The sequence below is a fragment of the Paenibacillus puldeungensis genome, assembly GCF_042678945.1.
In the GTDB taxonomy this organism is placed as follows: domain Bacteria; phylum Bacillota; class Bacilli; order Paenibacillales; family Paenibacillaceae; genus Fontibacillus; species Fontibacillus puldeungensis.
In genome coordinates this window covers 1-13583 of sequence record NZ_JBHTLM010000011.1, presented here as the reverse complement: position 1 = coordinate 13583, position 13583 = coordinate 1, and the positions used below count along the sequence as shown (strand labels likewise).

General features: G+C 48.7%; 11 protein-coding genes. 4 read left to right on the top strand and 7 right to left on the bottom strand.

Annotated features, from left to right (window positions below; genetic code table 11):
- Positions 1 to 103: 103 nt before the first annotated feature.
- Entirely contained in the window at positions 104 to 1495 is a 1392-nt protein-coding gene (locus tag ACFQ3W_RS15355; RefSeq protein WP_379320122.1) for an ABC transporter substrate-binding protein, read from the bottom strand.
- Between the two features lie 128 nt (positions 1496 to 1623).
- The gene (gene arfA / locus ACFQ3W_RS15350; protein WP_379320121.1) at positions 1624 to 3144 is read right to left on the bottom strand and encodes an arabinosylfuranosidase ArfA; all 1521 of its coding nucleotides are present in this window, start codon (positions 3142 to 3144) and stop codon (positions 1624 to 1626) included.
- A 371-nt stretch (positions 3145 to 3515) separates the two neighbouring features.
- Here arfA and ACFQ3W_RS15345 point away from each other — a divergent pair, with 371 nt between their 5' ends.
- The gene (locus ACFQ3W_RS15345) at positions 3516 to 4433 is read left to right on the top strand and encodes an ArsR/SmtB family transcription factor (RefSeq protein ID WP_379320120.1); all 918 of its coding nucleotides are present in this window, start codon (positions 3516 to 3518) and stop codon (positions 4431 to 4433) included.
- A gap of 285 nt (positions 4434 to 4718) precedes the next feature.
- On the opposite strand, the gene ACFQ3W_RS15340 is transcribed toward ACFQ3W_RS15345, so the two are convergent.
- Positions 4719 to 5459: an SDR family NAD(P)-dependent oxidoreductase gene (locus ACFQ3W_RS15340; protein ID WP_379320119.1), complete on the bottom strand. Its 741-nt coding sequence runs from the start codon at positions 5457 to 5459 to the stop codon at positions 4719 to 4721.
- A 234-nt stretch (positions 5460 to 5693) separates the two neighbouring features.
- Between ACFQ3W_RS15340 and ACFQ3W_RS15335 the strand changes: the two genes are divergently transcribed.
- Positions 5694 to 6563: a LysR family transcriptional regulator gene (locus ACFQ3W_RS15335; protein ID WP_379320118.1), complete on the top strand. Its 870-nt coding sequence runs from the start codon at positions 5694 to 5696 to the stop codon at positions 6561 to 6563.
- A 410-nt stretch (positions 6564 to 6973) separates the two neighbouring features.
- Here the strand turns inward: ACFQ3W_RS15335 and fucU are convergent, their stop codons facing one another.
- The 4 genes from fucU to ACFQ3W_RS15315 form a co-directional block, all read right to left on the bottom strand.
- Entirely contained in the window at positions 6974 to 7414 is a 441-nt protein-coding gene (gene fucU / locus ACFQ3W_RS15330; protein WP_379320117.1) for an L-fucose mutarotase, read from the bottom strand.
- A 141-nt stretch (positions 7415 to 7555) separates the two neighbouring features.
- Positions 7556 to 9064: a rhamnulokinase gene (locus ACFQ3W_RS15325; RefSeq protein WP_379320116.1), complete on the bottom strand. Its 1509-nt coding sequence runs from the start codon at positions 9062 to 9064 to the stop codon at positions 7556 to 7558.
- Between the two features lie 16 nt (positions 9065 to 9080).
- Complete coding sequence (locus tag ACFQ3W_RS15320; protein WP_379320246.1) at positions 9081 to 9740, bottom strand: class II aldolase/adducin family protein; 660 nt, start codon at positions 9738 to 9740, stop codon at positions 9081 to 9083.
- A 475-nt stretch (positions 9741 to 10215) separates the two neighbouring features.
- Entirely contained in the window at positions 10216 to 12006 is a 1791-nt protein-coding gene (locus ACFQ3W_RS15315; protein ID WP_379320115.1) for an L-fucose isomerase, read from the bottom strand.
- A gap of 199 nt (positions 12007 to 12205) precedes the next feature.
- Here ACFQ3W_RS15315 and ACFQ3W_RS15310 point away from each other — a divergent pair, with 199 nt between their 5' ends.
- Complete coding sequence (locus ACFQ3W_RS15310; RefSeq protein WP_379320114.1) at positions 12206 to 13060, top strand: AraC family transcriptional regulator; 855 nt, start codon at positions 12206 to 12208, stop codon at positions 13058 to 13060.
- Between the two features lie 365 nt (positions 13061 to 13425).
- On the top strand, positions 13426 to 13583 hold a 158-nt coding region (locus ACFQ3W_RS15305; protein ID WP_379320245.1), incomplete at its 3' end, for a transposase.

The window sequence follows — 13583 nt, the reverse complement described above, 5'->3', positions numbered from 1 at the left end:
TCATTCAATTACCAGAATGAAAATGATGTTAGTCCCTCTGTTATAGCAACATTGGCAACTAACATCATCTCCACCGGTTTTAGTTCAACCTTTCAATGCTACCTTATTTCTTACCTTTAGCTTTAGCTTTTTCTTCTTGTTCGATAGCTTTGTCCAGCAATTTCTGCATCTTCGGCTGTTCCTGTTTCACGTAGTCAGCAGCCGTGATTTTACCGTCAAGCACAGGTTGAATGTCGGTAAAGAACAAATCATACCATTCCGCAGTCCAAGTGTAGTGACCTGGCAATACTCTTCCGTACTCACCTACTACATCAAGGAATTCCTGTTTGTTAGCCGGTTTAGTCGAAGTATCTGCTGCCCATTCCTTCGCCATGTCAAGCATGTTAGGAATTTGAACTTTTGCATCAACAAGCATCTTCATGCCTTCTTTGGAAGCCGTCAGGTAGTTAACCAGGGCAACCGCTTCCTCTGGATATTTCGTTTTGCTGGAAACACCGATACCGAGGGATCCGGTCCATGTTGCCGATTTACCTGTAGAACCTGCAGGATAAGGCATCAAATCATAATCAAACGGCAGTTTCTCGTACGTGCTCATATCCCAAGGACCTACCGGGAAGAAAGCCAACTCACCTTTCATCCAGCGTTGATAAGTATCCAAGGTTTGCGCATCTTCTGCAGAAGGGGTAACCTTGTACACATTTTGCATATCCGCAAAGTATTGCAGGGCTTCCGCAAACTTCGGATCGTCGATCGTTACTTTCCGCTTTGAGGAATCAAGCCAATCCGCTCCGTTACTCCAAACGAGGGATTGAAGCACCCAGTTTACGTTAAAGCCTGTCCCGAATTGATCAGCTTTTCCGTCCCCGTTCGTATCTTTGGTCAATTTTTTCGCTACATCAATGAACTCTTGCCAAGTGTAAGGCTTGTCCTTGTCAGGAAGTGGAATTCCCGCTTTTTCAAACATAGTCTTATTATATCCAAGCGCAAACGGTCCAACGTCTTTCGGCATACCATAGATGTCGCCTTGCCCCGCCATATTGCCGTCATAACGATACAAGTCCACGCCATATTTCCAAATGTTATTCAAATCGATATCTTTATTTTTCTCAATGTAAGGCGTCAGGTTCATCAAAATATCGTTGTAGTAATACGCCTTCAAGTCCCCAGATTCAAAGTAGAATACGTCAGGCAGCTTTTTACCTGTAATTGCAGCTTTTAATTTTGTTGCATATTGGTCAGCCGCTGTAACCACAATTTTGACCTTAACACCAGGGTGATCTTCTTCAAACTTTTTAACTACGGCACTATAGGCTTTCTGCTCATCCGTACCACCACGGTACATGAAGGTTAATTCCTTAGTTCCTCCTGATGCTCCCTCTTCCGTTGTTTTACCGGCATTTTTGGCTCCTCCATTATTACCACCGCAACCAGCAAGCACGGTAGACAACAAGAGGACAATCGATAGAAGCGTAACCCAATTTTTTGTCTTTAACACCCTAACCCCTCCTAAAAATGGTCAAAATATATAGAAAGAACTAAAGTCCATCGAACTAGCTAATCTAGATGTCATATCTCAACCGCCTGGTTCGCGGACTTTAGTCCAAACTACATCAAACGAAGTCATTACACCTTGCGCAAAGTAATAACATTCCAGGAAGCCTTGGACAGTCGGGCGTTAATGAAGCCATTACTGCACGCTGCGCTTCCATTAGAATGGGGTTTCACATTTTCTTGATCAGCCGTATTGACCGCTTTCAAATCCTCGTGCTCCATGACAATGTGCTCAGTCACGCGATAGCCCTCAAAGCTACGGATGTCGCATTCGAAATCCAGGGCTTCCTGCAGATGACGATTGACTGCGAAAATGGTCAGTTCCTCGTCGGCTTCATTGTAGACAACCGCACTGTCCAGATAAGGAACATCCGTGAAATCCTTAGCGTCATAAACCGGAGAATCGACGATCGGCTGCAGGGAAACCCCTCTTCCGAATTTAGAGACATGCAGGTATGGATAAAAAATCGTCTGTTTCCATGCCCGGCCTCCATTTTCAGTCATGATCGGAGCTATCACGTTGACTAGCTGGGCCATGCAGGCCATTTTCACCCGGTCAGCATGCTTGAGTAGAGTAATCAGCATGCTTCCCACTAACAGAGCATCTTCAAAGTTATATATATCCTCCAGCTGCGGTGGAGCAATGCTCCATGGCTCAATCTGGGCATCCGCACTGTTGGAGTGATACCAAACGTTCCATTCATCAAAGCTAAGATACATCGTCTTTTTGCTGCGCTTCTTAGCTTTCACATAATCGCAGGTAGATATAACCGTACGAATAAAGTGATCCATGTCCATCGATCTTGCCAAATAATTCGCTGTATCATTGTCCTTATTGCCGTAATATTGATGTAGAGAAACATAGTCCACTGCATCGTAGGTGTGGTCCAACGTTATGGCTTCCCAATCCGGGAAAGTCGGCATCGAGGAACTTGAGCTTCCGCAGGAAACCAGTTCAATACTCGGATCTACAAGGCGCATCGCTTTAGCGGTTTCATAGGCTAGCCGTCCGTATTCCTGAGGCGTCTTCTGCCCAATCTGCCACGGACCATCCATCTCGTTGCCAAGGCACCAGGTCTTAATTCGATGCGGCTGCTCATATCCATGACTCCGTCTCAAATTGCTCCAATAGCTTCCACTTGGGTGGTTGCAATATTCCAATAGATTTCTAGCGGCATCGACACCACGTGTTCCAAGATTCACTGCCATCATGACTTCTGAATCAATTTCTTTAGCCCATTCAAAAAATTCATTTGTTCCGACGAAGTTTGGTTCCACCGTTCTCCAAGCTAGTTCCAGACGTTTAGGTCTCGACTCTACGGGACCTACTCCATCTTCCCAATTATAGCCGGATACAAAATTGCCACCCGGGTAACGGATAATCGGTACATCCAGTTCTTTAACCAGTTGCTTCACATCGTTACGAAATCCGAAGCTGTCCGCAGTGGGATGAGAAGGCTCATAAATCCCCCCATACACCGCTCTTCCAAGATGCTCTATAAACGAGCCGTATATTCGTTTATCTACCTCAGCAATCTTAAACGCTTTATCCACAACCATCTTTGCTCGCAGTGTTATTGACGACAAGTTCATCACCTTCCATTTTCAATAAAACTTAAACTTATTTAATAGAACATGAATGAATTCGCTTACAAATATAAATTAACACATGATTGTCTGCTTGTAAATATATTTTACTAAACCTTTTTATGTTTTTGTAAATAAAACTGTAAAATTGTGCTGATTTGGGTAAAAATCATCGAAATATCACTTCAAAAGCTCATATTTTGACTCTGTTTATTTCAGTGTTTTATAATTCAAATCATTTTTTATAGATAGTTTTCGTCTCTCCAGCAAAAAATATACGCTAATATGATTAATTAGCTTTATAAAATAGTATAGTTGATTTATAATTACTTAAACTAAATGAAGTACTATATATTTGGAAGAAGGGTGTTCCTAAAATGATTTACATTAAGGATTTGATGAGTGGAATCGACATCTTTAAAGCCTTAAGTTCCGAGATCAGGATTCAAATCCTCGAATTGCTTGCCAAAAACCAGGCACTCAACTTGAACGATTTAGCCAACAAGCTGAACTTGAGCAACGGTGCCATCACGATGCATGTAAAGAAGCTAGAGGAAAGCGGGCTGATCGAGATTAACACCTCGGTAGGCAAGCATGGCATTCAGAAGATTTGCTTTTTGAATAAAGATAAGTTGATGATTGATCTGCGTAGTAAAGAAGTTGAAAACTTGTACGAAGTAGAAATTCAGGTCGGGCATTACAGTGACTATCAAGCATCGCCCACCTGCGGTTTGGCTACGAAGGACAGCATTGTCGGCGATTTTGATGACCCTCGCTACTTTGCTGATCCTCAGCGGATCGATGCGGAAATCATTTGGCTCGCCGAAGGATATTTGGAGTACCGCATTCCGAATTATTTAAAGCCGAATCAAACCTTTCGAGAAATTCAATTTTCAATGGAGCTGGGTTCGGAAGCCCCGGGTTTTCTCGATAATTACCCGTCCGATATTTATTTCTATTTAAACGGCGTCGAAATCGGCTTCTGGACGAGTCCTGGGGATTTCGGTGATGCGCGAGGTACGTTCAACCCGGACTGGTGGCCCCCACACTTAAATCAGTACGGCATGCTGAAGCTCATTCGTATTAACAACGAGGGTAGCTTCATCGACGGCTGCCGAATTTCGGACGTGACGCTGGATCAGATCAATCTCAACTATAAAAGCGAACTTACCTTCAAGATGGCCGTTACCGAGGAGTCGGTCAATAAACGCGGGCTTACGATTTTCGGAAGGAACTTTGGCAATTACAGCCAGGACCTGCTGGCCCGGGTGCTGTATGATGTGATTGAGGATTAGAGCTTGAGGAAGATCACTTTTACTTAACCACACTATTATAAGGGTAAAATTGGGACCTATTTTAGCCATTTGACTAAAAACTTAAGAAATAGAGGAATCTAATGGCCTTATTCCCAGATCAACCCTCGGAAAACGTCCCTTTGGCTGGCCTAATCCAGAAATAGGTCCATTTTATTCCCCTATCTAAGCAAAATTTACTGCAAGGGCCTAAATAGGGCCCTTTTTTACCGCTATTTTCGCGGCATAGCTTTTGAGGCTCGCGCCCCTCTATTTTCTATCGGAAAATTATAACGTCTGGCCGTTGTCCACTGTGATAACTTGTCCTGTAAGAGAAGGTTGTACAAGCACTGCGCAGATCAGCTCAGCAATGTCATCGGCTGTCGATATGCGCCCTAGCGGGAGATGAGAAATTAACGAGTGCATCTGCTCTTCTTTTCCTTCCCACCATCTAGTCTTAACGGCACCTGGCGCCACACTGCACACTCTGATTTCCGGCGCCAGGGCGTGAGCCAGCGACTTGGTAAGACCATGTACAGCCGCTTTGGAGACGGCGTAAGGCAGCGATGAGCCTTTTCCCGTCAGTCCCGCAATGCTTCCTACATTTACGATGGCCCCTTGTTTCCGGGCTTTCATGTAGGGCACAACCGCACGCGCACAGTTGAACATCCCTTTGACGTTTACCGCAAAAAGCTCATCCCACACCTCCTCTGTTACCGAATCCAGATCATTCATCGGAATGTAGCGTGTAATGCTGGCGTTGTTGACAAGGAAATCTATCACCCCAAACTTCTGGACTATGTCCTCTACCATTTTCCTGACTTCATTGTCTTTAGACACATTGGCTCGGATCGCCATCGCCTTTCCGCCGGATTCATTGATTTGAGAGACGGTCTCCTCCGCCTCGGCTTTGGACCGCGAGTAGTTTACGGCCACGGTTGCCCCCCGCTCAGCGAGCAAAAGACTGGTCGCTCTCCCAATCCCCGTTCCCCCGCCTGTCACTAAAACTACTTTGTTGCTGTAATCCATATATTTTCCCTCCAGACTAATAATTATTTGGATCTAAATGCTGCTGCCTGCAGCGTTTCCCTTGAGTCTCCTTAATGAGCCTTCATGACTTTATTGTAGTAAAAGGCTATTCATATGTATAATGATTGGTAGAGATATGAAATATCACATTTTGTGATATCAAATGGTAGAAGGAAATGGATGGCCTTGTCGAACAATATGATTGGGAGACGGGCAAAATGGAGGTTATTGTTAGTGGAAAGTGCAGATTTGCGTATATTTCAAGCAGTGGCCCGCGAGGGCTCCATCACGAAGGCGGCTTTGCTGCTCGGTTACGTCCAATCGAACGTGACGGCACGAATTCGGCACCTGGAATCTGAGCTTGGCACCCTGCTTTTTCACCGTCATCATCGAGGGATTACGCTGTCCTCCAGCGGCAAAATGCTGCTAACCTACGCGGACAAAATCGTCGGCTTGCTGGATGAAGCTGCCCAAGCGCTCACCCCCTCCAGCGAACCAAGCGGTCCGCTCTTGATCGGTTCTACGCAAACGACAGCGGCGGTTAGACTTCCGACCCTGCTTGGCAAATACTATGAACAGCATCCAAAGGTGACGTTATCGCTTACGACCGATCTTTCCAACAAATTAATAGAAAAAGTTGTCCAATACGAATTGGACGTTGCCTTCATAAATAATCCCTGCAATCACCCCGACCTGCAAACCATTCCTGCATTTAACGAGGAAGTCGTCTTGGTTTCTGCCCCATGGGTTACCGAGATTGAAGAGGCGCTCACGAAGCCAAACCTGGTGTACAGCAAAGGCTGTCCTTATCGCGAAACGTTGGAGCAGTGGCTTCATTCCCAGGGTGTGTCGCATCTTAACACCATGGAGTTCGGTACGCTTGAGGCTATTATCGGAGGTGTGTCGGCCGGACTTGGCATTACGCTGCTGCCGCGCGTAGTTATTCATAAGCAGGAGCAAGCGGGCGCCGTGCTTGTACATGAGGTCCCCGAAGCGATACGTTACCGGCAAACGGTCGTTATCATCCGCAAAAATTCCTTCACCACCAGTGCTTTACAGGCTTTCATCCAGATGCTTGAGGTGGAAGAGGGTGTCCACTCGTAGGTCATTTGAGACGTGCGTAGGATCGTCGATTGAATATCGTAGATCGTGGGATCGGATTAGGGTAGCTTAGAGTAGCTCAGGATCAGCCCGGATCTAAATGTATTAAGTACATCTATTTGATGGATATTTTCAAAACTTATCCGTTTTAGTTGTAATTAGTACATTTAAAAGTACCCTCTGCTGCAAACCCGTGTCTCTACAGCCCATTTAGATGCACTTTATGCATTTGCTTTTCCCCACCCGCCAAATTGCGATCAAATAGCTGTATCAAATACATTTATTTTTAGTAGCTGCGGTTATGAAAATAAAAAACGAGCCTGCCATCGCTTTGAAAGCTACTGGTGAGCTCGTTTTTTATTGATATGACCCGCAGGGGCGAGCATTACTGTCCGTGCCCACCGGTTTGCGGCCTAATCGCACCCTTGGATGACGACGCCTTTTTTAAGAATCACATTCGCGTACAGCGCCTTCTCTCCCGTCGATACGACCGCGTAAGCCTGCTTCGCTCTTTCATAGAAATTAAACCGTTCAATCTCTTCAAATGCGTCCTCGACCGAATGATAGCGACCTACGATTGCCCGGTATTTTTCCCAAATTGGCGTCTCCACCGCATCGCCTGGAGTTACCCCCATTAGTGAGACTGCATGGTCTACATAGACATCAAGCGGAAACAGCGGAAGAATCGCCTCCAACAGTTCAGGGATACCATGCCCGTCGCAGCGAACGAGGCGCTTGGCATGACTTGCAGCCGGAAAATTGGCATCTGCCAATACGATTTCATCCGAGTGCCCCATTTCCGCTAATATTTTCAGCAAATCCGGCGAAATAAGGGGGGAAATTCCTTTTAACATAACATACCTCCAGCCATCAGGTTAAGCGCAGCTAGCCACACTTCAGGTAATTACCTGCTATCGTACAAGCTTAATCATTAGTAATGCAAGTCTCATTTCATCAAAAACTGCTTAAAAGGTTACCTTAGGTATGGTCACTTACTATAATCGACAAAAGCGTTCATAGGACGTAGCCCACAGTCCTTGACTGTCGTTTTCCTCCGGCTCAAAGACTTGCAGAGGAAAAGATGTCTTCACTAGGGCGATGCCTTCCTGCATATCCCGAATCATACCGGCGGATCTGAATTGCACCAGGAGATTTCCAATCGTGCTCGCTTCCACCGGTCCGGCCCAGACAGGACGCCCCAAGGCGTTCGCCGTGAATTGGCATAGCAGTTCGTTTTGAATCCCGCCGCCCACCATATGAAGCTTTGCAAAATGCGCGCCCATCAGCTCCTCGGCTTGCTCCAGCACTTGCCGGTACCGCAGTGCAAGGCTTTCGAGAATGCAGCGGACGATACGGCCTTCCGTGTCTGGTACAGGCTGGCCAGTCTCTACGCAGTATCGGCGAATCTCCTCCGGCATATCCGGTGGATTCATAAAGCGTAAATCATCCGGCGCTATGAAGGAACGCAGCGGCTCTGCCTCCCCGGCCAGCTTGACCAGCTGAGCGAAGGATAAGCTCTTGCCGCTTTGCTCCCACTTACGCTTACATTCCTGCAAAATCCACAATCCCATAATGTTTTTGAGCAAATGGTACGTACCATCCACCCCGCCCTCATTCGAGAACTGGTGCTCCATAACTGTCGAATGAAGCAGCGGCTTCGCCATCTGCGTGCCGAGCAGCGACCACGTGCCGCTGACCAGATAGGCAAAAGAATCCGAGTCCGCCGGTACGGCCGCCGCAGCCGATTCCGTATCGTGCGAAGCTACAGCTACGACCTTGAGGGGAGGCACGTCCAGTTCTGCACATACGTCCTCGGTCAGCTCTCCAATTACGGCTCCCGGGTAAATCGGCTCCGGCAAAATGTGGAGCGGCAAGCCCAGTTCCTTCATCAAGGGCAAATTCCATGCTCCCCGGCCCGGATCGTATAGCTGGGTCGTCGTCGCCATCGTAAACTCGCAAACCTTTTCCCCGGTCAGAAAATAACTCAACAAATCCGGAGTCAGCAGCAGTGTATCCGCGATGTCCAGCATGGGAGAAGTCGCTTTTTTCATGGCATAGAGCTGAAATAACGTGTTGAAAGGCATAAATTGCAGGCCGCTCTCACGGAACAACCGCTCCGGCCCGATCTTAGCAGATACTTCCTCCACCAATCCATCCGTCTGGTGATCCCGGTAATGGTAGGGGATGCCGATGAGCTCGCCGTTCCGGTCGAGCAAGCCGAAATCGACGCCCCACGTGTCTATACCGCAGCTTTGCGGCCGGAAGCCGGCTTGGAATGCTTTGCGGATACCTTTTTTAATTTCTTGAAACAACATCAACGTGTCCCAATGCAAATGGCTGCCGATCCGAACCGGATCGTTCGAGAAACGATGAATTTCCGTAATTTTGAGTTGACTGGGCCCTCCAGCGCCGTCAGCTTTGACGATTTCACCCACAAAAGCCCGGCCGCTGCTAGCCCCTAAATCGAAAGCCAAAACGCAGGGGGTTGCTTTATCCAATGACATGAAGGCCACCGTCCGCTCATTTCATTTTGTTCAGCAGTTGAATCCGATAATCCTCACTCTCCAGCGCCGCGATGTCCGCCACTTCCTGATCGGTCAGCGGAACCGGAGTTCCAGCCGCCCGGGCGCTCAAATAAATTTTGGCGCTTTCCTCAACGACCTGAGTCCGATAATAGGCTTCACGCAAATTGCGACCTGTCGTCACAAGACCGTGGTTCCCCAGTAAAATCGAGCTTGCTTCGTTCACCTTCGCCGCAACGGCGTTCGCCAAAAGATCCGTAGTCGGAATAATGTACGGTACGTAGACGGTTTTACCTACAAGCGCTGCCTGGTCCGGGAACATGATCGGCAAATCCTGACCTATTAAAGTAAACGCTATACATTGCGACGGATGCGTATGAACAATCGCCCCCATATCCGGCTTCTGCCGGTATGCGTACAAATGCATCAGCACCTCCGACGAGGGCCGCAGCCCATTATCGGTGATCTGGCCGGTCGGAATATCGACCTCCACCCACTGCTCAGGCTCGATTTCCTCCAGCGCAAACCCACTCGGCGACAAGTACATTTTGTCGCCCGCTTTGGCGCTAATATTCCCCCCCGGCCCCACAACCAGCCCTTTCTCCACAATCTTTCGGCCATATTTACACAACTCTCGCCGCGTTACCATATTTTCCATAAGCTCTTCCGCTCCTTTTTCTGTGTTAAAAAGACCCTCGTTCTTGTGCCGTGCGCAAGCGATGGCGTTAGCCATTCGGTTAGCGCACGCGAGGCCTCAAAACTCCAGCGCTTCGCCTTCAGCCTTATGCACCCGGAGCTTCGCCTTCAGTTTTTATCCTCCGAAGCCTTGCCCCCAGCTCTTCAACCTGCTTGACGATGGTTTTGCGGCCGGGGATCCTTTGGAAGTGCGCTACCGATGGCGTCAGCCATGCGGTTAGCCGACGGACAACAGATCACCGGACGCAATACCGGAGTCACCGGGGACTTGCCACGGTAGCCTCACCTTCAGCCTTAACCCTCCGAAGCTCTACCCTCAGCTCTTCAACCTGCTTGACGATGGTTTTGCGGCCGGGGATCCTTTGGGAGTACGCAACCGATGGCGTTAGCCATCCGGTTAGTCGACGGACAACAGATCACCGGACGCAATACCGGAGTCACCGATACATCGGCCCAAAATTCTCACAAGCCCGGAAATCCGCACCCTCCGGATGCTCCGTGCCGAACATGCTCCAGGCGCGAGGGCGGAAAATTTTCTCCTTCGACACATTGTGCATGGCAACCGGAATCCGCAGGATCGAGGCCAGCGTGATCAGATCGGCGCCGATATGGCCGTAGCTGATCGCACCGTGGTTGGCGCCCCAGTTGTCCATTACATCGTAGGCGCTCGTAAATGCGCCCGTGCCAGTCAGGATCGGCGCAAACCAGGTCGATGGCCACGTTGGATCGGTCCGCTGATCGAGCGTATTGTGCACATCCTCCGGCAAATCCACGGAGTAGCCTTCCACAATTTGCAATACCGGTCCGAGGCCCTTTACCAAATTCAACCGGATCATCGTCATCGGCATATTGCCGCGAGTCAGATAGTCCGTAGAGAAGCCGCCACCGCGGAAATATTCGACCGAAGCCGGACGCCACTGCGACGCTTGAAGCATTTTATCGACCTCTGCTTCATTGATTTCCCAGAACGGCTTCATGGCCGGTTCGCCGTTTTTCGTTTGCTCACCGGTGCCGTCAAGCGTAGCCGACCCCGAATTGATCAAGTGCAAAATGCCGTTTGCTGCGGGGCCCTCCAACTTATGACCAGTGACCCGTTCCACGGAAGCCGGGCTCCAGTACGTCCGTACATCGGCAAAAATTTGCGCTGTGTTCGTGAGCAGATAGCCGAACAGCATGCCGACACCGTTCAGACTGTCATTTTCCGTAGCTACCACAAAGGGAGAACGGATTCCGTTCCAATCAAAGGAGGAATTCAACATCGTTTCCATGAAATCGCCGTTTGGAGCATGGTCGGTCCATTGCCGCTGTCCTTGGAAGCCGGAGGCGATCGCATGATGGCCCTGAGCTTCCTCCTCAAACCCAAGCTCGGCCAGCCGCGGGTTGCCAATCATCAGGTCACGCGCGATGAGCGTCATTTTCACGACCGTCTCCCACTCCTGATCCTTGCGTTCACGAGACGTTTGCAGGTGCGGCGGATTGTTGTCCGGCCCTTCCTTGCAGTTCTTTTTCACCCAGACCAGCGCCTTTTCATACTCCTCAGGATCGTAAATGCCTTCATCCATCCGGCGCGTAAATTCGCTCATATCGATGTATTCGTTGCGCATGCCCAAGTATTCTTGGAAGAAAGAATCGTTTACCATGGAACCCGCGATCCCCATGGATACGGAGCCCATGGACAAATAGGCTTGATCGCGCATGATCGCTACCGCAAGACCGCTCCGCGTGAACCGCAGCAGCTTCTCTTTGACATCATCCGGAATTTGATTATTTCCTTCATCCTGTACGTCCTGCCCGTAAATGCCAAAGGCCGGCAGTCCCTTTTGTGCATGAGCAGCCAGCACGGCCGCCAAATATACTGCACCTGGACGCCCCGTACCATTAAAGCCCCACACCGCCTTAGGAATCGAAGGATCGGTATCCATCGTTTCCGTGCCGTAGCACCAGCAAGGGGTTACTGTGATTGTCAGACCAACCTCGGCTTGTTTGAATTTTTTGGCAGCTGCCGCCGCTTCTGCAACCCCGCCAATGCACGTATCGGCAATGACACATTCCACCGGCTGCCCGTTCGGGTAACGCAGCTCTTCAGACAGAAAGCTGGCTACGGATTTAGCCAAATTCATCGTTTGTTCTTCCAGAGATTCACGTACGCCTCTTCTTCTGCCATCTATGGTCGGGCGAATACCAATTTTCGGGAAACCGCTGCGCCATCTGAAATCGTTTTCAACCATGAATATTCTGCCTCCTTGATCTTTTCATTCAATCCCATTGTAAGATCGAAGGCTTCGTTCGAGAACCTATTATTTTGCCATTTTTCACCGGGAAAGCGCAATATATTGAACTTGACGGAAGAGCCTGCTTTTTTCCATCATGACGGGTCTTCGGATATAATGGAGGTATCGAATAAGTGGGGGAGAGGATTCATTCACCGTGCCAAAAATAGAAATTCCTCATAGCAAAAGCGACCGCTTCCGTTTCAAAAAGACGCCGGAGCTGCTCTATGCCGGTCAAGTGATCGATGAACGTGCCTTCTATGCCCCACCGCAAATCCATGATTTCTGCGAAATCATATATATTGTTGAAGGAACCGGAGAATTCCGCATCGGGGGGAAGGTATACCCCCTGCAGCAGGGTGATGTAGCTGTCTATAACTCTGGGGTTCCCCACGAGGAACGAGCGCTGAATACGGGGCCGTTTAAAGTCATTTACTGCGGCGTCGGTAACGTGCATATTGAAGGCATTTCGCCCGGGCAACTGCTCCCCGCTTACGTAGAACCGGTTATCCCTTGCGAGAAATACGCCTATAAAGTCGAAAGCTATCTCTCGGAAATGCTGCAGGAATGCGATTCGCAAATCCTCGGCTACGAAACGCTCAGCAATAACCTGCTCATGTCGCTCATCACGCTCATTTACCGGATCGTCGATGTGAAGTATCCTTTTAACTCTCTGAAAGATATTAATGAAATCACCGTAAGGACCAAGCAATTTATCGATAAAAACTACACGCAGAGCATCACGCTCAAAGAGATCGCCGACACGCTTTACGTCAACCAGCACTATTTGTCCCATCTGTTCAAAAAAGAACTGGGCGACTCGCCCTTCAAGTATCTGATCACCCGCCGCATTGAGGAGGCCAAGCGCCTGCTCATCGAGAGCGACGCCCCGGTACATGAAATCGCCGCCCGCGTTGGCTACGGCAACGACAAATATTTCTCCATGCTGTTCAAAAAAGCGACCGGCCAAACGCCGAGCTCGTTTCGGGAGGCTAAGAGAGGGAAGCGTTAGTGCAATGCGCCGTCGGTAATGGCAATCTACATAAGAAAAAGAGAGCCGCCTCCGGTTTTTCAATAAAACCGTGAAGGCAGCTCCCTCGCTATATAAGTTGAACAAATGACTGTATGTGATAGGGTAGCCGAGCTTATACTTCCGAAACAGCTTTCTTGCAGAAAGCTTTTAGCTAGTCTAGTAATGTTGTATATTGTGCAGCAATCTCAGGTCCTACCGCGGAATAAGAGGGGGATTGTTGTATTTTGTGCAACATTATCGCCCTTCTTCAGCAAAACAACGTCTAAATCTATAAAGCCCCCTAATCACCTTGGACACTTTCAGGCTAAACAATATACAATAAAAATTAGCTGGAGGTAGTCCGTATGAGAGTGCAACATAGTAAGTTTGACGAGCTGAGAATACAGGTCGTCGAGGAAGCACTAGACCGGGGGAATGTAGCATTAACTGCACGAAAACATGGAATCTCCCCGTATTCATTGTATAAATGGGTTAAACAATATCGAGATGAGGTGGAGGTTAC